Origin of the sequence: Trinickia dinghuensis, from assembly GCF_003367175.1 — a bacterium.
GTDB classification, from domain to species: domain Bacteria; phylum Pseudomonadota; class Gammaproteobacteria; order Burkholderiales; family Burkholderiaceae; genus Trinickia; species Trinickia dinghuensis.
Map to the genome: position 1 here is coordinate 56,301 of NZ_QRGA01000014.1, position 25,274 is coordinate 81,574.

Sequence of the window (25,274 nt, forward strand, 5' to 3'; positions counted from 1 at the left end):
CGGCCACCCGACACGTCAAAACATGCCGGAAACATCCGATTCCGCTCGCAGGCTCGCGCCTGTGCGCGATGCCTTCGCCTTGCCCTTCGCGGCACGCTACGGTCTGCAGGCCCTGCTTGCGCTCGCTGCCGTGCTCTGCGCCTATCTGCTGATCGGCACGGTCGGCCACGATCCCTGGAAGCAGGACGAAACGTACACGTTCGGCATCATCCAGCACATGCTGGAAACGGGCGACCTCGTCGTGCCGATCAATGCGGGCCAGCCGTTCGTCGAGAAGCCGCCGCTCTACGACTGGGTCGCCGCGGGCCTAGCCTGGCTCGGCCGAGGCTGGCTCCCGCTGCACGACGCGGCGCGGCTCGCCAGCGCGCTCTTCACGGCACTCGCGCTCGCCTGCGTCGCACACCTCGCACGCCGAATCGCGCGTGCTCGCAGCGTGCTCGATCTGCGCGTGCTCGGCACGCTCGCGCTGTTCGGCACGACGCTGCTCGTCATCAAGCACACGCACGACATGATGACGGACGTCGCGCTCATGGCCGGCGCCGCGCTTGGGCTCGCCGGACTCTATGAACTCGTCGCCGCGCTGGATACGACGCGCAGGGCCATCGACGGCCGCATCGACCGCGGCGCCGCCGATCGCGCCGCGCTTGCGTTCGGCGCGGGCGTCGGCATCACCTTCATGACGAAGGGCCTGTTTCTGCCGCTCGTGTTCGGCGCGACGCTCTGCGCGCTGCCGGTGCTGTATCCGGCCTGCCGCGGCCGCGACTTTGCGCGCGCGATCGGCGTCGCCGCATTCGTCTTCGCGCCGTTCGCGTTGATCTGGCCCATCGCCTTCTACTGCCGCTCGCCCGAGTTGTTCAAGGTTTGGTTCTGGGACAACAACGTCGGGCGCTTCTTCGGTTTCTCGGTGCAAACGCTGGGATCGGGCAACGACAAGCCGTTTTTTATCTGGCGCGTCCTGCTCACGGCCGCCTTTCCGGCTGGCCCGCTCGCATTCGCGGCGCTCGCGACCGGCGCATGGCGCCGCCTGCGCACGCCGGGCGTGGCGATTCCGGCCGTCTTCGCCGCGGTCGGCATCGCCGTTCTGCAGGTGTCGGCGACGGCTCGCGAGCTTTATCTATTGCCCTTCATCGCCCCGCTCGCGCTGATCGCGGGCCAGGAACTCGAGCGTTGGCCGCGCGTTTTCCACGTTGCTTGGGATTACGCGAGCCGCGTGCTGTTCGGTGCGGCGGCGGTATTGACTTGGCTCGTCTGGTCCGAGATGACCGATGCGGCGAGCACGCATGCCAAAGTGCGCTGGCTCGGCCGCTGGCTACCGCTCGACTGGACGTTGCCGATCCATCCGAGCGCGGTCCTGACCGGCCTCGCGCTGACGCTCGGCTGGCTTTGGGCGATGCCCCGGCTGCGACTGACGGGCTCGTGGCGCGGTGCCTTCAGCTGGGCCGCCGGCGTCATGCTCGTCTGGGGGCTCGTCTTTACGCTGCTGTTGCCTTGGATCGACGAAGCGAAGAGCTACCGGTCGGTATTCGAGGATTTGTCGCTGCACCTCGATAGCTCGTGGAGGGCCGACGACTGCATGGCCAGCCTCGATCTGGGCGAATCGGAAGCACCGATGCTCTACTACTTCGCCGGCGTCTTGCACCGGCCGATCGCCGATGCCGACGTCGACGAGACGCGCTGCCGGTGGCTCATCGTCCAGGGCCGCCATACCGACTTCGATCCTGGCGTCACCTGGACACCCGTGTGGTCGGGCGCGCGCCCCGGCGACAACGACGAACTGCTGCGCGTGTTTTTGCGCAGGCGAATGCCGATAGAAGCGCGCACGCGCGATGACGGATAAGCCGGCGCTTGCCCTCGTCTTCAGAACGACGAACCGGGCTCGCGCAGGAAGGCAAGCTCCTCGTCGGTCGATTCGCGCCCGAGCGCGGCATTGCGATGGGGGAATCGTCCAAATCGCTCGATCACGGCCGCATGCCGGCACGCATAGTCGTAATAGCCGCCCTTGCCCGTCGAGCCCATTTCGCGAGACAGCGCTTCGAACAGACGCACGGATTCGCGCTGAGCAGCTTCCGACTCCGAGTGCTCGAACGGCAGAAAGGCGAACGCGCGATGCTCCGGAGACGGAAGATCGTGATGGGCGCCGATGCCCACGAGGCGCCGGGCCGCCGCGAGTGCGTATGCGTCGTACGCAAACGCGTCGGCGCGGCCGCGGCAGGTATTTCGCGAAAACTGGTCGAGCACGACGATGAGCGCCAACGCGCCGAGCGGCGTGCGCAGCCAGGCATCGCATTCGCCGCGCCGCGCGCGCTCGAGGGTTTCGCCGAAGCGCTCGAGAATCAGCGCGTCGAACGCGTCATCGCGCTTGAACCAACGCTTCGACGGCATGCCGAACGCCGGCATGCCGGGCTCGCCGAACCAAAAGTCGAGAACGGCCCGCGCGTCGGGATGGAGCGCGGCGTAGTCGGCGTCCGTTTCCATTCGATACATCAGCGGCTCCATCAACCCGGCCGATTCCGCATCCAATCGGCCGTATCGAAAAACGACGTGACGAGCCGCTCGCGCAGCGCCTGCGGCAACCCGGTGTCCTCCATCGCCCATGCCATGCAGCGCACCCATTGGTCGCGTTCCGACGAAGCGATCGCGAACGGCAAATGGCGCGCCCGCAGCCGGGGATGGCCAAAGCGTTCGATGTAGAGATCGGGGCCGCCGAGCCACCCGCAAAGGAACCAGAACAGCTTGTCGCGCGAGCCGTCGAGCGAAGCCGGATGCAGCGCGCGGATGCCCGCGAATTCGGGCTCGAGATCCATGAGATCGTAAAAGCGGTCAACCAGCTCGCGTACGCGCACTTCGCCGCCTACGAGGTCGAACGCGCTAGGCTGCTTCGCCTGCGCTTCGTCGTCGTTCAATTCGTTACTCATACCGTCAACCAAAAAACAAAATTTCACGCATCGCGCAACGATTGCGCGGCCGGGCGGCGCAGCACGCGCCGCAGACTGAGCCAGCCGCCGACGCCCGCGCACGCGATACCGGCGGCGATACCGGCCGGAAAGAGCCACGGATCGACGTCGACATGGAAATCGAAGACGCGCGTAGCCAGTACGATCGCCAGTGCCTGCGCACCGATGGCCGCCATCAAACCCGCGAGCGCCCCGACGACGGCGAACTCGGCGGCATGCACCGAACGCACCTGCCCATGCGATGCGCCGAGCGCCCGCAACAATGCCGATTCTCGCACGCGCTCGTCGCGCGTGCCGGCCAGCGCCGAATACAGCACGAGCAGACCGGCGGCCAACGTGAAACCGAACAGGAACTGAACGGCCCCGACCACCTGATCGACCACGTGCTGGACCTGCGCGAGGATCGGTGCGATATCGATCGCCGTCACGTTCGGGTGCGCGGCGATCAAGCCGTCGAGCACCGAACGCCGCGCGGGCGGCAGATAGAAGCTCGTGATGAACAGCGTCGGCAACCCTTTTAGCGCGGCCGGCGGCATCAAGACGAAGAAGTTGACTTTGAACGAGCCCCAATCGAGCGTGCGCACACTCGTGATCGGCGCCTCGATCGGAATGCCTGTCACCTCGAAACCGAGCTTGTCGCCCACTTTCAAGCCGAGCAGCTTGGCCAGCCCCGCTTCGATCGAAATCTCGGGCCGCGTCGTATCGCCGTACCATTTGCCGGCCGAAATGCGGTTGTCGTCGGGCAAGACGCTGCGATACGACAAGTTGAACTCGCGATCGACGAGGCGCCGCGCGTTGTCGTTCTTGTAGGCGTCGGGCACGACGCGCTTACCGTCGACCGAGACGAGCCGGGCGCGCACCATCGGTTCGAGCGACACGTTCGCGACGCCGTGCGCGGTCAGATAGTCGGTGATGGCCTGCTGCTCGTCGGGCTGGATATCGATCAGGAATTCGTTGGGCGCGTCGGGCGGTGTCGATTTGCGCCAGCCTTGCACGAGATCGTTGCGCGTCATCGCAATCAACAGCAGGCACATGAGACCGATCGCGAGCGCCGTGATCTGCAGCGCGCCGACCCAGCCGCGCCGCTCGAGCGAAGCCAGCGCGTAGCGCCAGCCAACGCCGGCCGCGACCCGCCGCCCGCCCTCGCTGCGGGCCGCGCGCGCACACAGCCAAAGCGCCGCGCGTGCCGTGGCGGCAAACACGACGAGGCCCAGCGCGAAACCGCCGGCGACGATCCCGCCGAGCTTGAGTTCGCCGGCCGCGAGCACGAGCAGGCCGCCGAACAGCGCGATACCGACCGCATAGGCCCACCATGCCGCGCTTGCCTGGCCGGCCCATTCGCGCCGCAACACGCGCAGCGGCGGCACGCGCGTGAGCGGCAAAAGCGGCGGCAGCGAAAACCCGAACAGGAGCACGAGCCCCGCGCCGATCCCCTCCAGCGCGGGCAGCGGACTCGGCGGCGGCAACGCGACGGCGATCAGGCTGCCGAGCAAGCCGAGCAGCGCGAAATGACCCAGATAGCCGAGCGCGGCGCCCAGCCCCCCTCCCGTCAGCCCGACGAATGCGAATTCGAGCGCGACGAGCGTGCGCAGGTCGCGCTCGCTCGAGCCGAGGCAACGCATCACCGCACAGCCGTCGAGATGGCGCCGCGTATAGCGATGTGCGGCCATGGCGATGGCGACGGCCGCGAGCAGCGCCGTCAATAGCGCGACGAGCCGCAGAAAGTGCCCCGCGCGGTCGAGCGTCTCGCGCACCTGAGGCTGGCCGTCCTGCAGCGATTCGAGCGCGACGCCGCGCAGCTTGCCGCCGTCGACCCGCTCATGCGCGAACGCGGCGAAACGCGCAACCGCGGCGTCGCTGCCAGCGACGAGCAGGCGATAGGTCACGCGGCTGCCGTAGCCGAGCAGCCCCGTCGATGCGAGTTCGTCGGAGCGCAGCATGACGCGCGGCGAAAAATTGACGAATGCGAACCCGCGATCGAGTTCGCGCGTGATGACGGCGCCGATCGTGAAGCGGCGATCGCCGAGCTGAACGGTGTCGCCGACTTTCGCATGCAGCGTCTCGAGCAGTTGTGCGTCGACCCAAACCGTCCCTTTCGGGGGAATGCTGTCTGCCGGACGATCGGGCGCATCGGGCCGGGGCGCGATGCGCAGCGCGCCGCGCAGGGGATAGGCCGACGATACTGCCTTGACGGCGGCCAGGCGCGCATTGGACAGCGCCTGATCTCCCGCGCCCGCGCCGGTAATACGCGACACCATGGTCGGGAAAATGTCCGTCGTCGCCGTGCGCAAACCCAAGGCGTGCGCCTCGTCGAAAAACGCGGGATCGACGGGATGATCGGCGCGCACGACGAAATCGGCGGCGATCATGCGCCGTGCGTCGCGCTCGAGCCCCTGCTGCAAACGATCGGCGAGAAAACCGACGCTGGCGAGCGCCGCGACGGCCAGCACGAGCGCGATGACGAGCATCGTCAACTCGCCCGCGCGCCAGTCGCGCGCGGTCATGCGCGCAGCCTGCCGGACCAGTTCGAACCGGCCGAGCGGCGCGCTAGGCTTGACGACGGGCGGCGCTTCGCTCAATCGCGCTTGCCTCCGATCGAGCCGAGGCGCGACACCATATGCGCCGCCATACCCCGGAAACCGCCCTGCACGCCGCGCCACAGCCGCGGCAACGCCCACATCGCGAACGCGAGAAAGCCGGCCATCAGCACGAGAAAGACGAGTGGCGCGAACAGTGCAAGCGCGAGACCGACGCAGACGAGCACGTCTTCGGTCGAGGACGCGACCCAGTTGGAAAACGGCTCGGGCGAAAGATTGATGAGCGCGCGCGTGCCGGCCTTCGTCAGATGCGCGGAGCCGGCCAGCGCGCCGCCCGCGAGCGCGGCGACGGTCAGCAGCACCGGATCGGCATGGCCCAGCGAACCCGCGGCGAGCACCGCGCCGGCGGGAATGCGGATGAACGTGTGGATGGCGTCCCAGAGCGAATCGAAGGCGGGGATACGATCGGCCAGGAATTCGAAGAAGGCCAGCACGCCGGCCGCGCCGATCACCCAGCCCGACGACTGCGTAGAGAGCGTCTCGGGCAGATGAACGATGCCGAACCGAGCGAGCACGCCGACGAGGAAGACCGTCAGATAAAGACGCAAGCCGCTGGCCCATGACAGACCCGCGCCGAGCGAAAGTGCGTCGATCATTGCGCCCTCCCCGCTTCTTTGGCGACGCCGAACAGCCCGCGCGCCGTCCGTATGCCGGATGCACGTCGAGCATGCCGGAGCATCACGTGCATGCCGCGCACCCTCGCGGTGCGCCGATGTCCCATTATAGACAGGCTGGACAGTCGAACGCCGCACCCATCTCAAACCGCGCCGACGAGCCGATAGCCGATGCCCGTTTCCGTGACGATGTGCTCGGGTTGCGCCGCATCGCGCTCGAGCTTGCGCCGCAGGTGCGCCATGTAGATGCGCAGATAGTGCTGGCTTTCGACGTGCGAGGGGCCCCACACTTCATTGAGCAACTGCCTGTGCGTCAATACGCGGCCCGCATGGCGCACGAGCGCAACGAGCAGGCGATACTCGATCGGTGTCAAATGCACGACCTCCCCGGCGCGCGTGACGATGCGCTGCGAGAGATCGACGCTGACCTCGCCGAAGCGAACCACGGCCGCCTCGCTCGCCCCGCCTCGCTGACGCCGCCGCAGGTGCGCGCGAATGCGGGCCAGCAGCTCCGGCACGCCGAACGGCTTCGTCAGGTAGTCGTCCGCGCCCGCGTCGAGCGCCGCGACTTTCTCGGCCTCCTGCGTGCGCGCGGACAACACGATGACAGGAATGTCGGCCCAAGCGCGCAACTCGCGGATGACGTCGATGCCGTCGGTATCGGGCAAGCCGAGATCGACGACGACGAGATCGGGCTTGCGCGTTGCCGCTTCGATCAAGCCCGCCTTGCCCGTTTCCGCTTCGTAGACGGTCATGCCTTCCGCCTCGAGCGAGACGCGCACGAAGCGGCGAATTTGGCGCTCGTCCTCGATCACGACGATGTTGACGGCTGATTCGGTCATGCGTTCCGAGGCGAAGCGCCCGCGTAAGCCAACGACGACATGGGCGGATGGCGGATCAGGGGATCAGAACGGTCGAACCGGTCGTCTTGCGTCCTTCGAGCGCCCGGTGGGCCTCGGCGACATCCTTGAGCGCGTAGCGCTGGCGCACGTTCGTCTTGACCTTGCCCGACGCAATGACGTCGAACAATTCCGCGGCCATCTGATCGAGCCATTCGCGCTTGGCCATGTAGCTGAACAGCGTCGGCCGCGTGAAAAAGAGCGACCCGCGGCTCGCGAACTCCGAGGCCTCGATCGGCGGCAGCGGCCCCGATGCGCTGCCGAAGCTGACGAAATAGCCGAGCGGCGCCAGGCAATCGAGCGAGCCCTTGTAAGTGTCCTTGCCGATCGAATCGTAGACGACGGGCACGCCCGCCCCATTCGTGATTTCCTTCACGCGTTCGGTGAAGTTCTCGCGCGTATAGACGATCGGGTAGTCGCAGCCGAACGTCTTCACGAGTTCGGCCTTTTCGTCCGAGCCAACCGTGCCGATCACGGTCGCGCCGAGCGCCTTGGCCCACTGGCAGACGAACAGGCCCACGCCGCCCGCCGCGGCATGAATGAGAATCGTCTGGCCGGGCTCGACGCGGAACGTGCGCCGCAGCAGGTACTGCGCGGTCAACCCTTGCAGCATCGCCGAAGCGGCGTCGTCGAAGCCGATCGCATCGGGCAGCTTCACGAGACCGTCGGCCGGCAGCACGCGCTCCTCGGCATAGGCGCCGGGCGGACGGCCGACATAGGCCACACGATCGCCGGCTTTCAAACGCGTCACGCCCGTGCCCACCTCGGTGACGACACCGGCGCCCTCCATCCCGAGGCCCGCCGGCAGCGGCATCGGGTAGTGCCCGGTGCGGAAATAGACGTCGATGTAATTGAGTCCGACCGCAGCCTGCTTGATGCGCACTTCGCCGGCGCCGGGCGCGCCTACGTCGACGTCGACCCACTGCATGACCTCGGGGCCGCCCGTTTGCTCCATTCGAATCGCTTTCGCCATGCCATTCTCCTTGCCGAGCGCGAGGCTCGAGTCGTTCGGTTCGCGCGGCAAAGCCAAAGCGAGCCGAAGCTTGTGGCCGCCGCGTCCTGGGTACCTTCAGGTCATACGGATCGTCGAAACGATTGAGACGATCGAAACGAAATACAGGTATTGCGTCAAACGGCAGCGGCAGTCCGCGCCGCCAGCGCGTCGAGCAGCATGCGCGCCGTGGCGACGTTCGTCGCGCAAGGCACGTCGTGGACGTCGCAGGCGCGCACGAGCGCGTTGATGTCCGGTTCGTGGGGCTGAGGCGTCATCGGGTCGCGCAGGAAGACGACGAGGTCCACCTTTCCTTCGGCAAGCATGGCCCCGATTTGCAGATCGCCGCCGTACGGGCCCGAGAGCATGCGCTGGACGGTCAGGGCGTGCGTATCGGCGATGCGCCCGCCCGTCGTGCCCGTCGCGATCAGCTTGCAGTGGCGCAGCGTTTGCGCATATTCGCCTGCGAGGGAGACGATGTCGTCTTTCTTATGGTCGTGCGCAATCAACGCGACGCAGGGGGTCATGGCACAGCTCCTTCGTGTTCAAGCCAAGTCAAATGAAAGGCCGATCGATCCGATCGGGAAACGCATGGGGGTGTCGGCACACCGAACGTCGAACTTAGAACGTGCCGGGATAGGTGCCGCCGTCGATGAGCCAGTTTTGCCCCGTAATGTAGCTCGCGTGCACGCTGCACAAGAACGCGCAGGCCTTGCCGAATTCCTCGCTCTGCCCGAGCCGCTGAGCGGGAATGCCGGCCGCGCGCTCGCGCCGCGCCTCGTCGACGCTGATGCCCTTCGCTTGCGCCTGCGCGTTGAGCGTCGTGGCGATGCGATCGGTATCGAACAGGCCCGGCAGCAGATTGTTGATGGTCACGTTGTGCCGCGCGACCTTGCGCGCGACGCCCGCGACGAAGCCCGTGAGCCCCGAGCGCGCGCCGTTCGACAGCCCGAGCACGTCGATCGGCGCCTTGACGGCCGAGCTCGTGATGTTGACGATCCGGCCGAAACCGCGGTCGATCATGCCGTCGATCGTCGCTTGCAAAAGCGCGATCGGCGTGAGCATGTTCGCTTCCAGCGCGCGAATCCAGTCGTCGTGCGTGAACTTGCGAAAATCGCCGGGCGGCGGCCCGCCGGCATTGTTGACCAGAATGTCGGGCGAGGGGCAGGCGGCGAGCGCGGCCGTCCGGCCCTCGGGCGTCGTGATATCGCAGGCGACCGTGCGCACCGATACGCCCGTCTTCGCGCGGATGTCGGCCGCAGTTGCCTCGAGCGTCTCCTGCGTGCGCGCGACGATGACGAGTTCGACGCCTTCGGCCGCGAGCGCCTCGGCGCAGCCGCGCCCGAGTCCTTTGCTGGCCGCGCACACGAGCGCGGTGCGTCCTGCGATTCCAAGGTCCATACTTGAGTCCCGATGAGGTTGGGCGATGGGGGCGATTGTAGAAGAATCGCCGCGACCGCGCGCGGTGTCCTCCGGCACGTCGACGATGCGACGATCGAGGGCCGCGCCGCCCCGCGCACCACGACGTCGCTCGGCCTGCTCGCCTGTCACGGAAATAACGGAAATTCGGTACGCTTGCGTCTTTCGGTAAACTTGTCTGAATATACTTAGCCGCCTCGCGCCCCCCGCCATGAAACAAGATAGCCGCTTCCCGAACCTATTCATCCTCGATCATCCGCTCATTCAGCACAAACTCACGCACATGCGCGACAAGGACACGTCGACGCGCACGTTCCGCGAACTGCTGCGCGAGATCACGCTGCTGATGGGTTACGAGATCACGCGCAACCTGCCGATCACGACGCGCCGCGTGGAGACGCCGCTCGTCGAGATCGACGCGCCCGTCATCGCCGGCAAGAAGCTCGCGATCGTACCGGTGCTGCGCGCGGGCGTCGGCATGTCCGACGGCTTGCTCGAGCTGATTCCGTCGGCGCGCGTCGGGCACATCGGGGTCTATCGCGACACCGACCATCGCCCCGTCGAATATCTGGTCCGGCTGCCCGATCTCGAGGATCGCACGTTCATCCTCTGCGATCCGATGGTGGCCACGGGCTACTCGGCCGTCCATGCGGTGGACGTCCTCAAGCGCCGCGGCGTGGCCGGCGGGGAAATTTCGTTCGTCGCGCTCGTGGCGGCGCCGGAAGGCGTGCAGGTGTTCCAGGATGCGCACCCGGACGTGAAGCTGTATGTCGCATCGCTCGATTCGCATCTGAACGACCACGCGTATATCGTGCCGGGTCTCGGCGACGCCGGCGACCGGTTGTTCGGAACCAAGAACTAAAACGGGGAAGCATCGACCTTGCGCCGCGCGGATCGCGGCGCACGCAGCGCCAGCGGCTCGCCGCCGCCGATACACACCGGCCACTTCATATCGCTGGACGCCATTCGGGTTTGTCTCGCATCAGAAAATCGCCCGGCGTGCCGTTAAACGACGTGGAACCACTCCCGTCATCGCAAGCATCGCCATGCACGGCACATATAATTTTTGGCTAGTCGCGCTATCGCTAGTGGTCGCGACACTCGCTTCTTTCACCGCGCTCGACCTTTCCGGGCGCATCGCTCAGCTGCCGAATCGCCGGCAGCGCCACGCTTGGCTCGCCGGTGGCGCCGGGGCCATGGGCGTCGGCATTTGGTCGATGCATTTCATCGGCGTGCTCGCGTTCAAGCTGCCGATTCCGGTCGGCTACGACTTCAAGATCACGGCCTGCTCGCTGCTGATCGCGGTCGGCGTGTCGTACTTCGCGCTGCACGTGATCGCCCACGACGCGCTCGGCGCGAAACGCCTCGCCAGCGCCTCCGTGCTCATGGGCCTGGGCATCGTCGGGATGCACTACACCGGCGACGCCGCGATGCTCATGCAGCCCGGAATCGTCTACGACCCCGTGCTCGTCGCGGCGTCGATCGCGATTGCCGTCGTCGCATCGGGTGCCGCGCTGTTCATCGCGCACAAGCTTCGGATCGAAGATCAGGGGCACGTGCTCGAGAAACGCATGGCGGCCTCGCTCATCATGGGACTGGCCATCACAGGCATGCACTACACGGCCAACGCGGCCGCGAACTATCTGCCGGGGGCAATCTGCGGCGCCGCCGACGGCGTCGATCTGCGCTGGCTCGGCACAACGATCTCGATCTTCACGTTCGCGATCCTGATCGTCACGCTGATGCTGTCGCGCTTCGATGCGCGCACGGCGTCGCTCGTGCAGTCGGTCTCGCAATTGAACAGCCGGATCGTGTACATGGCCGCGTTCGACGCGCTGACGGATCTCCCGAACCGGCTCACGCTCACCGAGCATATCGAGCGGGCAATCGAACACGGCAAGCAGGGCAAGGGACTGTTCGCGATCCTGTTCATGGATCTCGACGGCTTCAAGACGATCAACGATTCGCTCGGCCACACGGTCGGCGACCAGGTTCTGCAGGCCTTCGCCCAGCGCCTCGCCGATTGCGTGAGCGCCGGCGACACCGTGGCGCGCCTGGGCGGCGACGAATTCGTCATACTCGTGCGGCACATCGGCTTGCCCGAGGATGCGCAGCGCGTGGGCGAAGCCGTGCTCGAGCGCATGCGCGAGACGATTTGGGTCGAGGGGCGGCCGCTGCAGGTCGCGCCGAGCATCGGCATCGCCCTGTTCCCGCGTGACGGCGACACGGTCGAGACGCTGCTCAAGAACGCCGATGCGGCGATGTACGCCGCCAAGCGAGCAGGCCGCGGCACGTGCCGCTTCTTCGAATCGGACATGAACGAAGCCGCCACGCGCACGCTGCAGATCCAGCAGGCGCTGCACGAAGCGCTCGACAAGGAGTACTTCTCGCTGCGCTTCCAGCCGAAGTTCTACGGCCGCGACGGGGCACTGGCCGGTGCCGAGGCGTTGCTGCGGCTCAATCACCCGACGCTCGGCCTGCTCTCGCCCGCCGAATTCATCTCGATCGCCGAGCGCAACGGGCAAATCGTGCCGATCGGCTATTGGGTCGTACGCGAGGCGTGCCGGCAGATCCGCCGCTGGCAGGCGGCGGGACTCAAGACGACGAAGGTGGCGATCAACCTGTCGCCGCGCCAGCTCGCGCAACCCGATCTGCTCGAGACGATCCAGGAGATCGTGCACGCCGAGCGCATGAGCCCCGAGAAGATCATGTTCGAGATCACGGAGACGGCGGCGATGCACGACGTGCGCCGCACGGCCGAAACGGTGCACGCCTTTCAGAAGTGCGGCTTCGAGGTCGCCATCGACGATTTCGGCACCGGCTATTCAAGCTTGGCGTACTTGCAGCGCTTCCGCGTGCGGCAACTGAAAATCGACCGGTTCTTCGTCGACGGGCTCGACGCCCATGACAGCGAAGGCACGGCGATCGTCGCCGCAATCATCAAGCTGGCGCATTCGCTCGGCATGAACGTCGTAGCCGAAGGGGTCGAAACAGAGTCTCAGCGCGAAAAGCTCGAGGCGCTGCGCTGCGACCAGCTCCAGGGTTACCTGCTCGGCGTACCGCTCACGCCCGATGCATTCGGGGTCCTACTCGGCGGACCGGGCGAGCCCCTGCCGCCCAGTGCCACGGTGACGGCTTAATCCCCTCGCTCCCGCAGCCGCCGAGCCGAGCGTGCGGCTGCCGGACCGTGCGGTGCCGTGCCGCGCCTAGCGCTCGGCCCGGCAGGGGCCCGGCATGATAAAATCGCCGTCTGCTCTTCGGACGGCCTGCACGACTCGCATCGCGGCCTGCTTCACGCCAAACGGATAACCGCGACCCGCCGCCCGACACCCGAACACCGAGCCCGGCAGGACACGCACGGCTCACACGATTCGCAATCGACAAAAACGCATCATGCGTGTGCCGAAACGGCATGCGCCACGGAGAAAGGTATGGCTGGTCACTCGAAATGGGCCAACATCAAGCACAAGAAAGCCGCCGCTGACGCCAAGCGCGGCAAAGTCTGGACGCGCCTCATCAAGGAAATCCAGGTCGCGGCGCGCATGGGCGGCGGCGAGATCGATTCGAATCCGCGCCTGCGGCTCGCCGTCGAGAAAGCCTACGACGCCAACATGCCGAAGGACAACGTCAACCGCGCGATCCAGCGCGGCGTGGGCGGCGTCGACGGCGCCAGCTACGAGGAAATCCGCTACGAAGGCTACGGCATCGGCGGCGCGGCCGTCATCGTCGATACGATGACCGACAACCGCACGCGCACCGTCGCGGAAGTGCGTCACGCGTTCTCGAAGTTCGGCGGCAACATGGGCACGGACGGCTCGGTGTCGTTCCTGTTCGATCACGTCGGCCAGTTCCTGTTCGCCCCCGGCACGCCCGAGGACAAGCTGATGGACGCGGCGCTCGAGGCCGGCGCGAACGACGTCGTCACGAACGACGACGAAAGCATCGAAGTGCTGTGCGGCCCGAACGACTTCTCGAAGGTCAAGGAAGCGCTCGAGGCGGCCGGCTTCAAGGCCGAACTCGCCGAAGTGACGATGAAGCCGCAGACGGAAGTCGAATTCACGGGCGACGATGCCGTGAAGATGCAAAAGCTGCTCGACGCGCTCGAAAATCTCGACGACGTGCAAGAGGTCTACACGAACGCGTCGATCGCGGAAGAGTAAGGGATGCATCGCGCGCCGTCCGCTTCCCGCCTGAGTCGAGCGAAGCGGACGCCAAGCGCGCAGGGCAAAGACATCGCGGCCGGGCTCAATGCGCCGGCCGCCCCTTTTTTTAGTCTTCGGGGAACGATCATATGAAACTACTCGTCGTCGGTTCCGGCGGTCGCGAGCACGCGCTCGCCTGGAAGCTCGCGCAGTCGCCGCGCGTGCAACTCGTCTATGTCGCACCCGGCAACGGCGGCACGGCCAGCGACGAGCGTCTGCGCAACGTCGACATCACCGATCTGGACGCGCTCGCCGATTTCGCGGAAAAGGAGCAGATCGCGCTGACCGTCGTCGGTCCCGAGGCGCCGCTCGCCGCCGGCATCGTCAACGTGTTTCGCCGGCGCGGCCTGAAGGTGTTCGGCCCGACGAAGGAAGCCGCACAGCTCGAAAGCTCGAAGGATTTCGCCAAGGCGTTCATGAAGCGCCACGGCATTCCGACGGCCGAGTACGAGACGTTCTCCGATGCAGCCCTTGCACACGCCTACGTCGATCGCAAAGGCGCGCCGATCGTCATCAAGGCCGACGGCCTGGCAGCGGGCAAGGGCGTCGTGGTTGCCGCGACGCTCGACGAAGCGCACGCGGCCATCGACATGATGCTGGCCGACAACAAGCTCGGCGATGCCGGCGCGCGCGTGGTCGTCGAGGAATTCCTGGCGGGCGAGGAAGCGAGCTTCATCGTCATGGTCGACGGCAAGCACGTGCTGCCGCTCGCCTCGAGCCAAGATCACAAGCGCCTGCTCGACGCCGATCAAGGCCCGAACACGGGCGGCATGGGCGCGTACTCGCCGGCCCCGATCGTCACGCCGCAGCTGCATGCCCGCGTGATGCGCGAAATCATCCTGCCGACCGTGCGCGGCATGGAAAAGGAAGGCATCCGCTATACGGGCTTCCTCTATGCCGGCCTCATGATCGACGAGCAAGGCAACCCGAAGACGCTCGAATTCAACTGCCGCATGGGCGATCCCGAAACGCAGCCGATCATGGCGCGTCTGAAGGGCGATTTCTCGAAGGTGGTCGAAAGCGCGATCGCGGGCACGCTCGATACGGTCGAACTCACGTGGGATCGCCGCACGGCGCTCGGCGTCGTGCTCGCCGCTCACAACTACCCGGACACGCCTCGCAAGGGCGACCGCATCAACGGCATTCCGCCCGAGACCGACGACGCCGTGACGTTCCATGCCGGCACGACGATCGCCGACGGCAAGCTCGTGACGGCCGGCGGGCGTGTGCTGTGCGTCGTCGGCTTGTCCGATTCGGTGCGCGGCGCGCAATCGGCCGCCTACGAGGCGATCAACCAAATCGCGTTCGACGGCATGCAATATCGCCGCGACATCGGGTATCGTGCCCTGAACCGCAAGCACTGAGGCCGGGCCTCCCATGTCTGACACGACCTACGACGTCTCTCAAGTGCGCAGCTACCTGCAAGGGCTGCAAACGCGCATCGCCGACGCGCTCGGCGCGCTCGACGGCACGCCGTTCGGCGTCGACGCGTGGCAGCGCCCGGCGGGCGACCGCCTGCGCGGGGGCGGCGTCACGCGCATCCTCGAAGACGGCGCGCTGATCGAGCGCGGCGGCGTCGGATTCTCGGACGTGGCCGGCGACAAACTCCCCCCGTCGGCCACCGCGCTGCGGCCCCATTTAGCGGGACGCGGTTTCGAGGCAATGGGCGTCTCGCTCGTGATGCACCCGCGCAATCCGTACTGCCCCACCGCGCACATGAACGTGCGTATGCTCGCGGCCACCAAGGAGGGCGAAGCGCCCGTGTTCTGGTTCGGCGGCGGCATGGATCTAACGCCTTACTACGGCTTCGAGGAAGACGCGGCGCATTTTCACGGCGTTTGCCGCGATGCGCTCGCGCCGTTCGGTGCCGATCTTTATCCGCGCTTCAAGCGCTGGTGCGACGACTACTTCTTTCTGAAGCATCGCAACGAGACGCGGGGCGTGGGCGGCATCTTTTTCGACGATTTCGACGAACTCGGCTTCGAGCGCTCGTTCGCGATGATGCAAAGCGTCGGCGACGCGTTCGTGAACGCCTACCTCCCTCTGCTGGAAAAACGGCGGGCGACCCCGTACGGCGAACGCGAACGCGCATTTCAGGGGTACCGGCGCGGCCGCTACGTCGAATTCAACCTCGTCTACGACCGTGGCACACTGTTCGGGCTGCAAAGCGGCGGGCGCACGGAGTCGATTCTGCTGTCGATGCCGCCCGGCGCGAATTGGCGCTATAACTGGCAGCCGGAACCCGGCTCGCACGAGGCTCGGCTCTACAGCGATTTTCTGAAGCCGCGCGACTGGGTTTGATGGCCACCCGACCGATCGACGAGGACCGACATCTGATCTCGACCGCCCCCGCCACATCCGGCCTCGCGTCCGCCGCGCGCCCTATGCTGCCACGCCGCATCGGCCTGCTCGGCGGCACGTTCGATCCGATTCACAACGGGCACCTCGCGCTCGCGCGCCGCTTTGCCGAGCAGTTGGTGCTGACGGAACTCGTGCTGCTGCCAGCCGGCCAGCCGTATCAGAAATCGGGCGTCTCGGCAGCGCAGCATCGCCTGGCGATGACACGCGCGGCGGCCGCTTCGCTCGTGCTGCCCGGCGTCGCCGTGACGGTGGCCACCGACGAAATCGAGCATACGGGGCCCACCTACACGGTCGAAACGCTCGCACGCTGGCGCGCCAGAGAGGGTCAGAACGCTTCGCTCGCCCTGCTGATCGGCGCGGACCAGCTCTTGCGGCTGGACACCTGGCGAGATTGGCAGCGGCTGTTCGAATTCGCGCATGTGTGCGCGGCCACGCGGCCCGGCTTCGATCTGTCGAGCCTCTCGCCGGCGCTGGCCGGCGAACTCGGGCCGCGTCGCGCCGACGCGTCGATGCTGCGCTGCACGAGCGCCGGACATTTGCTTGTCGACGATACGCTCGCGCTCGACGTTTCGGCCACGGACATCCGCGCCCATGTGAAAGCCCGGCTCGCTCACGTCGGCAAGACGGGCGGCAAAGCGCTTGCCGCCGGTGCACCGAGCGCGGCAAGCACCGCGAGCGCGCCGCCGGCACCTGAACCGATCCCCGAGGCTGTCTGGGACTATATTCTTCAACATCACCTGTACCACCCGTAACCATGGATATTCGCAAACTGCAACGCGCGATCGTAGACGGTCTCGAAGACGTCAAGGCGCAAGACATCCGAGTCTTCAATACGACCCATCTGACCGAATTGTTCGACCGCGTCGTCGTCGCGAGCGGCAACTCGAACCGGCAAACGAAGGCGCTCGCCTCGAGCGTCCGGGAAAAAGTGAAGGAAGCCGGCGGCGACATCATCAGCACGGAAGGCGAGGACATCGGCGAGTGGGTGCTCGTGGACTGCGGCGATGCGATCGTCCATATCCTCCAGCCGGCGCTGCGCCAGTACTACAACCTCGAGGAAATCTGGGGCGACAAGCCCGTGCGGGTGAAGCTCACGGCCACGAGCCCGTTCGCGGGCGCGCATGCGAGCGAGCCGGAAGACGACGAAGACGAGGAGAGCGCCGCGCCCGCCGCGAAGGCCACCCGTAAGGCACCGGCCCGAAAGAGTCCCGCGCGCAAGACGAGCGCCAAGTAACGACCGCGGCGGCGCATGGGAAGAACGCCGATCCCGCGCTGCGCCTTGCTTTCTTGCTTGCATGAAACTCCACATCCTGGCCGTCGGCCATAAGATGCCCGATTGGATCAGCGCCGGCTTCGACGAATACGCGAAGCGGATGCCGCCCGAGTTGCGCATCGAGCTGCGCGAGCTCAAGCCCGAGCCCAGAACGGGCGGACGCTCGGCGCAAAGCGTGATGGCCGCGGAGCGCCAGCGCATCGAAGCCGCGTTGCCGAAAGCGGCGCGCGTCGTGGCGCTCGACGAACGCGGCCGCGACTGGACCACGATGCAACTGGCCGGCGCCCTGCCCGATTGGCAGCGCGACGGGCGCGACGTCGCGTTCGTGATCGGCGGTGCCGACGGCCTCGATCCCGAGATCAAACAGCGTGCCGAGTTGCTGCTGCGCATCTCCAGCCTGACGCTGCCGCACGGCATGGTTCGCGTGCTGCTTGCGGAACAGCTTTACCGCGCGTGGAGCATCACGCAGAATCACCCTTATCACCGCGTCTGATGCGGCGTCCGTCTTCTCGATCGGGCGCCTACGCCTAACGAGAACGAACACATGCCTCAGCCGAGTACACGCCTTTCCCCGTTTCCCTTCGTTTATCTTGCTTCGCAAAGCCCGCGCCGGCGCGAATTGCTTGCGCAGCTCGGGGTCAGTGTCGAGATGTTGCTGCCGCGCCCCGACGAAGACGCCGAGGCGCTCGAAGCCGAGCAACCCGGCGAATCGGCCCATGCTTACGTGCAGCGCGTCTGCGTGGCGAAGGCCGAAGCGGCTCGGGCGCGGCTCGTGACGGGCGGCCATGTGCCGGCACCGATCCTCGTCGCCGATACGACCGTCACGATCGACGATGCGATTCTCGGCAAGCCGAACGACGTGGAGCATGCCGTGCAAATGCTGGCTCGCCTCGTCGGACGCGAACACGAAGTTCTGACGGCGGTGGCCGTCATCGATGCCGAGGGCACCCTCCTGCCCCCGGCGCTGTCCTGCTCCACCGTGCGCTTCGCGCAAGCACCGCTCACCGCGCTGACACGCTATGCGTTGACCGGCGAGCCGCTGGGCAAAGCGGGCGCCTACGGCATCCAAGGCCGTGCCGCCGAGTTCATCGAGCGAATCGACGGATCCTATTCGGGTATCATGGGTCTGCCCCTATTTGAAACGGCCGCGCTGCTGCGCCTGGCGCGCGTTGACTTCTGAAGCTGCCGAGCCGACATGAACGAAGAAATCCTGATCAATGTCACGCCGCAGGAAACGCGGGTCGCGCTGATCCAGCAAGGTGCGGTACAAGAGCTGCACGTCGAGCGCACGTTGTCGCGCGGCCGCGTCGGCAACGTCTATCTTGGCAAGGTCGTGCGCGTGCTGCCGGGCATGCAGTCGGCCTTCATCGACATCGGCCTCGAGCGTGCCGCGTTCCTGCACGTCGCGGACATCTGGCATCCGCGCCTGGCCGGCGAGCATGCGAGCCCGCAGCAGCCGATCGAGAAGATCGTGTTCGAGGGCCAGACATTGACCGTGCAGGTCATCAAAGATCCGATCGGCACCAAGGGCGCGCGGCTGTCGACGCAGATCAGCATCGCGGGTCGCACGCTCGTCTATCTGCCGCAAGAGCCGCACATCGGAATTTCGCAGAAGATCGAAAGCGAGGCCGAGCGCGAAGCGATTCGCGCTCGGTTGACCGCCGTGCTGCCCGCCGACGAGAAAGGCGGCTACATCGTCCGTACGATCGCGGAAGATGCGACGAGCGAAGAACTTGCGAGCGACGTGGCCTATCTGCGCAAGACGTGGGCGACCGTCGTCGCGCTGGCACAGCGTCTGCCGCCCACGAGCCTGCTCTATCAGGATTTGAACTTGGCGCAGCGCGTGCTGCGCGACTTCGTCACGGACGAGACCTCGCGCATTCAAGTCGATTCGCGCGAGACGTTTCAAATGCTGACCGAGTTCGCCGCCGAATTCACGCCGGCCGTCAGTTCGAAGCTTCATCACTATACGGGCGAGCGGCCGCTGTTCGATCTCTACAACATCGAGACGGAGATTCAGCGCGCGCTCTCGCGCCGCGTCGATTTGAAGTCGGGCGGCTATTTGATGATCGATCAAACCGAAGCGATGACGACGATCGACGTCAACACGGGCGGCTACGTCGGGGCGCGCAACTTCGACGACACGATCTTCAAGACGAATCTCGAAGCCGCGCACACGATCGCGCGCCAGCTGCGGCTGCGCAATCTCGGCGGGATCATCATCATCGACTTCATCGACATGGAGAACGCGGAGCATCGCGATGCCGTGCTGGGCGAGTTGAAGAAGGCGCTCTCGCGCGACCGCACGCGCTCGACGGTGAACGGCTTCTCGCAGCTCGGGCTCGTGGAGATGACGCGCAAGCGCACGCGGGAATCGCTCGCGCATGTGCTCTGCGAGCCGTGTCCCACATGTGAGGGCAAAGGCCAGGTGAAGACGTCGCGCACGGTCTGCTACGACGTGCTGCGCGAGATTCTGCGCGAATCGCGGCAATTCAACCCGCGCGAGTTTCGGGTAGTGGCCTCGCAGCAAGTCATCGACTTGTTTCTCGACGAAGAGTCGCAGCATCTGGCGATGCTCATCGATTTCATCGGCAAGCCTGTCTCACTGCAGGTGGAGTCGAATCTGAGTCAGGAACAGTACGACATCGTGTTGATGTAGGACGCTCGCGCGCTGAGGCAAAGAGGCGGCCGTGCCGCCCTTTGCTCGTTCAATCGCGCTCAATGGCGCCACCCTCCGCCGTGCCCATGCCAGCCGCCGCCGAAGCCAATCCCGATGCCGACCGACGGCTCCGCGTAGTAGCCCGGATAGTAGGCGTAGCCCGGCGCGTAATAGTCGCCACCGTACCCGTAGTAGCCCGGTGCCGCCGGTGCGACGACGCATCCCGACAGCGAGCCGGTCAGCGCCACGGCCCCAAGCGAGATCATTAAGAAGACGAATGACTTGCGCATGATGCTCCCCTCCTGACTGTTGTTCTTTTTTAGACGAGCATCACCCACGCCGCGTTCGGCCCCGAGTTGTGTCAGCGCGTAAAAGCTGTAATGGCCGCTGTAATACGACGAAACGACCATGCCGCGGACCGCGCCGCGCATGGCCGTGCCCAATACGGGCCACATCGTTCACTTGCACCATGGGACGGCGATCCATACCTAAACGCATCGTAATTTGCGTGCTTCCGGCCAAATCTCCTACACTTTTTGTCAGTAGGGTGTTTGCAAGGAGGACATCATGGCCGAATCGATCGCAAACATAGTCGTCGCCATCATTCTGGTGATCGCCGTCGTCATCATCGCGGCATCGCACTACCACCGCGAACACCAAAGGGCACGCTGGATGCACCGCATGGACCACAATCGGCTTTGGGACAGGCTCAGGCATCGGCATTGATGTGCAAGTCTCGTCGGACCGAGCTGCATGGAGCCCCAGGAGAACGACATGCCGGAAGAAGAAGATGCGCTGTGGCAAATGAGCCAATACGAAGGCTTTGAAATCCACGTGGCCCCGCTCGTGCGGGAACACGAGGCGCAATCGCGCCCGCCGGCTTCGGAGGGATACACCTATATCGGCTACGTCTGCCATCCGGGCGCCGATCCCAAACTGCCGGGCCACGCCGTGCCGTTTCACGCCGACGGCGACGTCGGCTTCGCGAACGCCGCCGCCGCCCTCGACGAGGGCATGCATATCGGCCGCACCATCGTCGACGGGACGCACCCCGACCTGACCGTCCTCCCGCTCGTCACGGGCGGCGTGTGAGCCTCTAAGCGTCCAAGCCTCCAGCATGGATGTGTCTAAGCCGAGCGGCGAAGGTCCAGCCTGCTGACGAGCGCGGCGCGCAGCCCAGCGCCGCCCCGCCAGTCACGAACCCGAGGTCGCGCGGCCCCGCACTGCCGGAGAAGCCCGGTGCCAACGTGCGGCGAATTCGTCGAGCGCTCGCTTCACGCGGCCTGTTGCTGATATTGAATTCGATGCAGATGTGCGTACAGGCCGTTTTGCCGCAGCAGCGCCTCATGGCTGCCTTGCTCGGCAATGCGGCCCGCTTCCATGACCAGAATCCGATCGGCCCGCTCGATCGTCGAAAGCCGGTGAGCGATGACGAGCGTCGTGCGCCCTTTCATCAGCGTCTCGAGCGCCGCCTGCACGTGGCGTTCGGACTCGGAATCGAGCGCCGACGTGGCCTCGTCGAGAATCAGGATCGGTGCATCCTTGTAAATCGCACGCGCAATCGCGAGACGCTGGCGCTGCCCGCCCGACAAACGCATACCATTGCCGCCGACGTACGTGTCCATGCCGTCGGGCATCGCCTGCACGGTATCCCACAGGTTCGCGGCCTCGAGCGCCGCTTGCACGCGCGCGCGATCGGCCTCGCCGCCATAAGCGACGTTGGCGGCAATCGTATCGTTGAACAGCACGACGTCTTGGCTAACCATCGCGATCTGGCTACGCAGCGCGTGCAAGTCGTACTCGTGAATCGGCACGCCGTCGACGAGAATCTGTCCGCCCGTCGGCGCGAAAAAGCGCGGCAGCAAATTGACGAGCGTCGTCTTGCCGCTGCCCGACGGACCGGCCAGCGCGATCATCTCCCCAGGCTTCGCCACAAACGAAACGTGATCGAGCGTCATGCGATCGTCCACGCCGTAGCTGAACGTAACGTCTTTGAATTCGATCTCGCCGCGCGCGTGCTCGAGCGCGCGCGTGCCGCCGGCCGGCTCGAGCGGCTCGTCGATGAGGCCGATGATGAACTCGGCCGCCGTGACGCCGCGCTGCAGCGGCTGATTCACGTCGATCAAGTGCTTGAGCGGCGAGATCACCAGCAACATCGCCGTGACGAACGACACGAAGCCGCCGACCGTCGTCTGATTGTTCGCCGACTGCACGACGGCAATCGTGATGACGATCGCGAGCGCGAACGAGGCGAGAATCTGCGTGAGCGGCTGCGCGAGCCCGCCCGCCACCGTCATGCGCATGGCGTAGCCGCGCAGGCGCTGGCTCATCGCCTCGAAGCGATTCATCTCGTAGGCTTCGCCGTTGTGGATCTTCACGACCTTGTAGCCCGCCACCGTTTCCTCGACGATGTACGAGAGGTCGTTCGTCAGATTCTGCTGCTCGCGGCCGAGCCGGCGCAGCCGCCGGTTGATCTTGCTCACGAGCCAGCCGATGCCGGGGAGAATCACCGCGACGATCAGCGTCAAACGCCAGTTCAAGTAGAACAGATAGGCGAGCGTGAAGAAAACCGACAACGAATCGCGCACGAGCGTCACCACCACGCTCGTCAGCACGCCCAGGATCTGATTGACCTCGAAGACGATCGCATTGATCACCGTGCTCGCCGTCTCGCGCTGGAAGAACGTCGCGCTCGTGTGGATCATCCGCCGGAACATATCGAGCCGCAGTTGCAGCAAGATCCGGTTCGAAACGTACGCGAGCAAATATTGCGACGCGTACTGCGACACGCCTCGCACGAGCGCTAGGCCGATGACGGCGATCGGGACGTACCGCGTCGCGAGTTTGCTGGCATTGTGGCCGAAGCCGTGGTCGAGCAGCGGCTTGAGCAGCGCCGGAATGCCGGCGTCGGTCGCGGCGGAAAGCGCCATCGACACGACGGCGAGCACCAGCACCCAAACGACGGGTTTCAGATAAGGCCACAACCGCCGCATGACGGCCGGCGTCGACGACGTGTCCTCGCCGCCGATCGTTTTTCTCAAAGTGGCTCGGTTTTCCAAGGTATTCCTTACGTTGTTGCGCTTTCCGGCTGATGTCTCGGCCGCGTTTTGCGCCCGCGGCGATGCGATGACCGGCAAAGTTGGGCTAGCGCACCGGTGCGGCAAGACGCCTTGCGGATCGAAAGCGCCACATTATAAAGCCGGCCCGCAAAGCCCAAGCGCGCCGCGGCGCTTCCGTGGCCGGTATACTGGCGCCTTTTCCCGCCACCGCACCTTTGACCGCTTACGCCGTGAATTCGCCGCAGACCGCATCCGCAAGCGTTCAGCGCGCCTCGCTAGGCGTCGCGATCATTGCGTTGAACGCGCAACCAAGACTCGCGCAATGCCTCGAGGCGCTGCGGTTCGCCGACGATATCGTCGTAATCGACGGCGGCAGCGCGGACGAGACCGTGGCGATTGCGCGCGCGCTCGGGGCGCGCGTCGTCGTCGAGCCCGATTGGCCCGGTTTCGGCCGTCAAAAGAACCGCGCCGTCGCCGCACTCGATACCGACTGGATCCTCTCGATCGACACGGACGAGGTCGTCACGCCCGAACTCGCCGCCTCGATCCGGCAAGCGATCGATTCGCCTCGCGCCGAGGTTTACTCGCTCGATCGCCTCTCGAGCTTTTGCGGACATTGGGTGCGTCATAGCGGCTGGTATCCGGACTGGGTGCCGCGCCTGTTCAAACGGGGCGCGGCGCGTTTCTCGGACGATCTGGTCCATGAGCGGCTCGTCTTCGACGGACGCATCGAACGGCTCGCCGGCCACCTGCTGCACTACTCCTACGACGACTTCGAAACCGTGCTGCGCAAGGTCGACGCGTATTCGAGCGCCGGAGCGAGGCAACGCCACGCGGCCGGCAAGCGCGGCGGGTTCGCGCGGGCCGTGCTGCGAGGCTTTTGGGCGTTCGTGCGGACCTACCTGCTAAGAGGCGGCATCTTGGACGGGCGCAGCGGATTCATGATCGCCGTGTTCAACGCGGAAACGGTCTACTACCGATTCCTCAAGCTGCACTTGGCGAGGCAAGGCGATCGAAAGCATTGACGGCTCGCCGACAGGCTTCGATCACCCCCGATCAACCTTGAGCCATGTGGCGGCGACCGGACCGCGCGCGTCTTTCGGCAGCGGCAAATCGAGCAACTGAGCGGCCGCTTCGATGACGCGCGAAACGTCCAGCCCGGTCAAGCATTTGCTTTCGCTATCGCGGTGCCGATCACAGCCCTCGAGGCCGCACGGAACGCAAGCGCCTTCGCCCTGCAGCACATACACGTTCCCGCGCCGCCCTGATCCGATTTGCGGCCACGGTTCTTGACCCGCGGGCCACCCGGCGGGCCAAGGGCCCCAACGAACCGGATTGGACGGACCGAACAACGTGAGCGTCGGCGTGCCGCTGGCCGCGGCAATATGCGTCGCACCGGTATCCGGCCCGATAAAGAGCTTTGCCCGCCGTATCAACTCGGCCGTTTCTCCTAACCTCAGTTGACCGACAAGGTTCAACACAAACCCGCCCGCCGCCGCGGCGACACTGCCCGCATACTCGATCTCGGCTGCGGCCGGCCCGCCCGTCAATGCCACGGCGTAACCTTGATCGCGCAACCAAGCGATCATCGCGGCCCATCCCTCCAAACGCCATTGCTTGTAGCGGTACATCGGATACGGATGCAGGACGACGAAGGGGCGGCCCTGCAAAGGCGCGAGCCGCGTCTCGAACGCAGCGCGCTTGCCAGGCTCGTCGGCGATCCCCGGGGCAACGATTTCCGCACGCGGCGTGATACCCACGAGCGGCGCCAGAGCGAGGTAGCTCGTCACGGTGTGGACACGCTTATGCTCGTCGAGGGCCGTCCGGTTCAACAGAAAACGGCTCAACCGTTTGGCTCTATGAGGCTCGATGAGCCCTACCCGCTTGCGCCCCGCCGCCCAAGCGTAAAGCCGGCAACTCGACGACCCGATCGTCGCGCACGCTAAATCGTAGCGGCGCCAAAGGCGCGCTGCCTCGACTAGGCGTTGTGACCATCGCATGCGGCGAGCGACAGATATCACGCGGCGCAAGTCGGGATTGTTTTCGAGCACGCCCTCCGTCCCCTGATACACGAGCATATCGATCTGCGCCTGCGGCCATTGCCGTTTGATCGAACGCACAAGCGCAGTCGTCAGCAACACGTCGCCGATACGCTGTGTGCAGACGACTAGAACCGAGCGCGGAGCGTCGCCGAACGAAAGAGGGGACGTTGAGTTCATCGAAATCGGTGCACAGAAGTCTCGTTT

25 protein-coding genes are annotated in these 25,274 nt (G+C 65.8%); 14 read left to right on the forward strand and 11 right to left on the reverse strand.

The genetic code is table 11. The features are described from left to right. The first annotated feature begins 22 nt into the window (after window positions 1-22). Window positions 23-1,837: an ArnT family glycosyltransferase gene (locus DWV00_RS22815; protein WP_147297960.1), complete on the forward strand. Its 1,815-nt coding sequence runs from the start codon at window positions 23-25 to the stop codon at window positions 1,835-1,837. 20 nt (window positions 1,838-1,857) lie between these two features. Here DWV00_RS22815 and DWV00_RS22820 read toward each other — a convergent pair whose 3' ends face one another. The 8 genes from DWV00_RS22820 to DWV00_RS22855 all read right to left on the reverse strand — a co-directional run bounded on the left by DWV00_RS22820 (window position 1,858) and on the right by DWV00_RS22855 (window position 9,456). Continuing rightward, the gene (locus DWV00_RS22820) at window positions 1,858-2,484 is read right to left on the reverse strand and encodes a DUF924 family protein (protein ID WP_245964993.1); all 627 of its coding nucleotides are present in this window, start codon (window positions 2,482-2,484) and stop codon (window positions 1,858-1,860) included. Between the two features lie 11 nt (window positions 2,485-2,495). After that, complete coding sequence (locus DWV00_RS22825; RefSeq protein WP_115535899.1) at window positions 2,496-2,915, reverse strand: group II truncated hemoglobin; 420 nt, start codon at window positions 2,913-2,915, stop codon at window positions 2,496-2,498. A gap of 23 nt (window positions 2,916-2,938) precedes the next feature. After that, window positions 2,939-5,458 carry an ABC transporter permease gene (locus tag DWV00_RS22830; protein ID WP_115536060.1) on the reverse strand — a complete coding sequence of 840 codons (2,520 nt, stop codon included), beginning with the start codon at window positions 5,456-5,458 and terminating at the stop codon, window positions 2,939-2,941. 71 nt (window positions 5,459-5,529) lie between these two features. Further along, complete coding sequence (locus DWV00_RS22835; RefSeq protein ID WP_115535900.1) at window positions 5,530-6,147, reverse strand: DUF4126 domain-containing protein; 618 nt, start codon at window positions 6,145-6,147, stop codon at window positions 5,530-5,532. A gap of 161 nt (window positions 6,148-6,308) precedes the next feature. Beyond that, the gene (gene kdpE / locus DWV00_RS22840) at window positions 6,309-7,007 is read right to left on the reverse strand and encodes a two-component system response regulator KdpE (RefSeq protein WP_115535901.1); all 699 of its coding nucleotides are present in this window, start codon (window positions 7,005-7,007) and stop codon (window positions 6,309-6,311) included. Between the two features lie 55 nt (window positions 7,008-7,062). Further along, a complete protein-coding gene (locus tag DWV00_RS22845) occupies window positions 7,063-8,037 on the reverse strand; it encodes a quinone oxidoreductase family protein (protein ID WP_115536061.1) in 975 nt (324 codons plus the stop codon). A 155-nt stretch (window positions 8,038-8,192) separates the two neighbouring features. Then, entirely contained in the window at window positions 8,193-8,582 is a 390-nt protein-coding gene (locus DWV00_RS22850) for a methylglyoxal synthase (RefSeq protein ID WP_115535902.1), read from the reverse strand. A 94-nt stretch (window positions 8,583-8,676) separates the two neighbouring features. Then, the gene (locus DWV00_RS22855; protein ID WP_115535903.1) at window positions 8,677-9,456 is read right to left on the reverse strand and encodes an SDR family oxidoreductase; all 780 of its coding nucleotides are present in this window, start codon (window positions 9,454-9,456) and stop codon (window positions 8,677-8,679) included. Window positions 9,457-9,685: 229 nt separating this feature from the next. Between DWV00_RS22855 and upp the strand changes: the two genes are divergently transcribed. The 10 genes from upp to rng all read left to right on the forward strand — a co-directional run bounded on the left by upp (window position 9,686) and on the right by rng (window position 19,969). Beyond that, window positions 9,686-10,336, forward strand: a complete 651-nt coding sequence (gene upp, locus DWV00_RS22860; RefSeq protein WP_115535904.1) for a uracil phosphoribosyltransferase — start codon at window positions 9,686-9,688, stop codon at window positions 10,334-10,336. A 184-nt stretch (window positions 10,337-10,520) separates the two neighbouring features. After that, window positions 10,521-12,614, forward strand: a complete 2,094-nt coding sequence (locus DWV00_RS22865) for a putative bifunctional diguanylate cyclase/phosphodiesterase (protein WP_115535905.1) — start codon at window positions 10,521-10,523, stop codon at window positions 12,612-12,614. Window positions 12,615-12,905: 291 nt separating this feature from the next. Beyond that, window positions 12,906-13,634, forward strand: coding sequence for a YebC/PmpR family DNA-binding transcriptional regulator (locus DWV00_RS22870; RefSeq protein ID WP_115535906.1), 729 nt, complete (start codon window positions 12,906-12,908; stop codon window positions 13,632-13,634). Window positions 13,635-13,765: 131 nt separating this feature from the next. Next, window positions 13,766-15,040, forward strand: a complete 1,275-nt coding sequence (purD, locus tag DWV00_RS22875; RefSeq protein ID WP_115535907.1) for a phosphoribosylamine--glycine ligase — start codon at window positions 13,766-13,768, stop codon at window positions 15,038-15,040. A 13-nt stretch (window positions 15,041-15,053) separates the two neighbouring features. Then, window positions 15,054-15,977 carry an oxygen-dependent coproporphyrinogen oxidase gene (hemF, locus tag DWV00_RS22880; protein ID WP_115535908.1) on the forward strand — a complete coding sequence of 308 codons (924 nt, stop codon included), beginning with the start codon at window positions 15,054-15,056 and terminating at the stop codon, window positions 15,975-15,977. A gap of 83 nt (window positions 15,978-16,060) precedes the next feature. After that, window positions 16,061-16,789 (forward strand): nicotinate-nucleotide adenylyltransferase, encoded by a 729-nt coding sequence (locus DWV00_RS22885; RefSeq protein WP_245964994.1) that lies wholly within the window; start codon window positions 16,061-16,063, stop codon window positions 16,787-16,789. A gap of 2 nt (window positions 16,790-16,791) precedes the next feature. Then, the gene (gene rsfS, locus DWV00_RS22890; RefSeq protein ID WP_115535910.1) at window positions 16,792-17,271 is read left to right on the forward strand and encodes a ribosome silencing factor; all 480 of its coding nucleotides are present in this window, start codon (window positions 16,792-16,794) and stop codon (window positions 17,269-17,271) included. Window positions 17,272-17,332: 61 nt separating this feature from the next. Next, a complete protein-coding gene (gene rlmH, locus DWV00_RS22895; protein ID WP_115535911.1) occupies window positions 17,333-17,803 on the forward strand; it encodes a 23S rRNA (pseudouridine(1915)-N(3))-methyltransferase RlmH in 471 nt (156 codons plus the stop codon). Window positions 17,804-17,854: 51 nt separating this feature from the next. Continuing rightward, window positions 17,855-18,490, forward strand: a complete 636-nt coding sequence (locus DWV00_RS22900) for a Maf family protein (RefSeq protein WP_115535912.1) — start codon at window positions 17,855-17,857, stop codon at window positions 18,488-18,490. 15 nt (window positions 18,491-18,505) lie between these two features. After that, entirely contained in the window at window positions 18,506-19,969 is a 1,464-nt protein-coding gene (gene rng, locus DWV00_RS22905) for a ribonuclease G (protein ID WP_115535913.1), read from the forward strand. Between the two features lie 59 nt (window positions 19,970-20,028). Here rng and DWV00_RS34995 read toward each other — a convergent pair whose 3' ends face one another. Continuing rightward, a complete protein-coding gene (locus DWV00_RS34995; RefSeq protein ID WP_342767001.1) occupies window positions 20,029-20,424 on the reverse strand; it encodes a hypothetical protein in 396 nt (131 codons plus the stop codon). Window positions 20,425-20,536: 112 nt separating this feature from the next. On the opposite strand from DWV00_RS34995, the gene DWV00_RS34170 reads away from it, so the two are divergent. Both DWV00_RS34170 and DWV00_RS22915 read left to right on the forward strand, forming a co-directional pair. Beyond that, window positions 20,537-20,695, forward strand: a complete 159-nt coding sequence (locus DWV00_RS34170) for a hypothetical protein (protein ID WP_181885565.1) — start codon at window positions 20,537-20,539, stop codon at window positions 20,693-20,695. Window positions 20,696-20,743: 48 nt separating this feature from the next. Then, window positions 20,744-21,061 (forward strand): hypothetical protein, encoded by a 318-nt coding sequence (locus DWV00_RS22915; protein WP_115536063.1) that lies wholly within the window; start codon window positions 20,744-20,746, stop codon window positions 21,059-21,061. 182 nt (window positions 21,062-21,243) lie between these two features. On the opposite strand, the gene msbA is transcribed toward DWV00_RS22915, so the two are convergent. Further along, window positions 21,244-23,028: a lipid A export permease/ATP-binding protein MsbA gene (gene msbA / locus DWV00_RS22920; protein ID WP_115536064.1), complete on the reverse strand. Its 1,785-nt coding sequence runs from the start codon at window positions 23,026-23,028 to the stop codon at window positions 21,244-21,246. 230 nt (window positions 23,029-23,258) lie between these two features. Between msbA and DWV00_RS22925 the strand changes: the two genes are divergently transcribed. Further along, entirely contained in the window at window positions 23,259-24,053 is a 795-nt protein-coding gene (locus DWV00_RS22925) for a glycosyltransferase family 2 protein (RefSeq protein WP_115535914.1), read from the forward strand. 21 nt (window positions 24,054-24,074) lie between these two features. Here the strand turns inward: DWV00_RS22925 and DWV00_RS22930 are convergent, their stop codons facing one another. Beyond that, on the reverse strand, window positions 24,075-25,247 hold the full coding sequence (locus DWV00_RS22930; RefSeq protein ID WP_115535915.1) for a glycosyltransferase family 9 protein: 1,173 nt from the start codon (window positions 25,245-25,247) through the stop codon (window positions 24,075-24,077). Between the last annotated feature and the right edge of the window lie 27 nt (window positions 25,248-25,274).

What these genes read in the sequence shown, in the direction of transcription:
- purD (WP_115535907.1), top strand. Translation starts at nt 13,766, where the DNA reads ATGAAACTACTCGTCGTCGGTTCCGGCGGTCGCGAGCACGCGCTCGCC.
- DWV00_RS22865 (WP_115535905.1), top strand. Translation starts at nt 10,521, where the DNA reads ATGCACGGCACATATAATTTTTGGCTAGTCGCGCTATCGCTAGTGGTC.
- DWV00_RS34170 (WP_181885565.1), top strand. Translation starts at nt 20,537, where the DNA reads ATGGCCGAATCGATCGCAAACATAGTCGTCGCCATCATTCTGGTGATC.
- DWV00_RS34995 (WP_342767001.1), bottom strand. Translation starts at nt 20,424, where the DNA reads ATGTGGCCCGTATTGGGCACGGCCATGCGCGGCGCGGTCCGCGGCATG.
- DWV00_RS22845 (WP_115536061.1), bottom strand. Translation starts at nt 8,037, where the DNA reads ATGGCGAAAGCGATTCGAATGGAGCAAACGGGCGGCCCCGAGGTCATG.
- DWV00_RS22915 (WP_115536063.1), top strand. Translation starts at nt 20,744, where the DNA reads ATGCCGGAAGAAGAAGATGCGCTGTGGCAAATGAGCCAATACGAAGGC.
- DWV00_RS22825 (WP_115535899.1), bottom strand. Translation starts at nt 2,915, where the DNA reads ATGAGTAACGAATTGAACGACGACGAAGCGCAGGCGAAGCAGCCTAGC.
- DWV00_RS22855 (WP_115535903.1), bottom strand. Translation starts at nt 9,456, where the DNA reads ATGGACCTTGGAATCGCAGGACGCACCGCGCTCGTGTGCGCGGCCAGC.
- rng (WP_115535913.1), top strand. Translation starts at nt 18,506, where the DNA reads ATGAACGAAGAAATCCTGATCAATGTCACGCCGCAGGAAACGCGGGTC.
- DWV00_RS22850 (WP_115535902.1), bottom strand. Translation starts at nt 8,582, where the DNA reads ATGACCCCCTGCGTCGCGTTGATTGCGCACGACCATAAGAAAGACGAC.
- DWV00_RS22885 (WP_245964994.1), top strand. Translation starts at nt 16,061, where the DNA reads ATGCTGCCACGCCGCATCGGCCTGCTCGGCGGCACGTTCGATCCGATT.
- DWV00_RS22830 (WP_115536060.1), bottom strand. Translation starts at nt 5,458, where the DNA reads ATGACCGCGCGCGACTGGCGCGCGGGCGAGTTGACGATGCTCGTCATC.
- kdpE (WP_115535901.1), bottom strand. Translation starts at nt 7,007, where the DNA reads ATGACCGAATCAGCCGTCAACATCGTCGTGATCGAGGACGAGCGCCAA.
- DWV00_RS22815 (WP_147297960.1), top strand. Translation starts at nt 23, where the DNA reads ATGCCGGAAACATCCGATTCCGCTCGCAGGCTCGCGCCTGTGCGCGAT.
- rsfS (WP_115535910.1), top strand. Translation starts at nt 16,792, where the DNA reads ATGGATATTCGCAAACTGCAACGCGCGATCGTAGACGGTCTCGAAGAC.
- upp (WP_115535904.1), top strand. Translation starts at nt 9,686, where the DNA reads ATGAAACAAGATAGCCGCTTCCCGAACCTATTCATCCTCGATCATCCG.
- rlmH (WP_115535911.1), top strand. Translation starts at nt 17,333, where the DNA reads ATGAAACTCCACATCCTGGCCGTCGGCCATAAGATGCCCGATTGGATC.
- DWV00_RS22835 (WP_115535900.1), bottom strand. Translation starts at nt 6,147, where the DNA reads ATGATCGACGCACTTTCGCTCGGCGCGGGTCTGTCATGGGCCAGCGGC.
- hemF (WP_115535908.1), top strand. Translation starts at nt 15,054, where the DNA reads ATGTCTGACACGACCTACGACGTCTCTCAAGTGCGCAGCTACCTGCAA.
- DWV00_RS22900 (WP_115535912.1), top strand. Translation starts at nt 17,855, where the DNA reads ATGCCTCAGCCGAGTACACGCCTTTCCCCGTTTCCCTTCGTTTATCTT.
- DWV00_RS22820 (WP_245964993.1), bottom strand. Translation starts at nt 2,484, where the DNA reads ATGTATCGAATGGAAACGGACGCCGACTACGCCGCGCTCCATCCCGAC.
- DWV00_RS22930 (WP_115535915.1), bottom strand. Translation starts at nt 25,247, where the DNA reads ATGAACTCAACGTCCCCTCTTTCGTTCGGCGACGCTCCGCGCTCGGTT.
- DWV00_RS22870 (WP_115535906.1), top strand. Translation starts at nt 12,906, where the DNA reads ATGGCTGGTCACTCGAAATGGGCCAACATCAAGCACAAGAAAGCCGCC.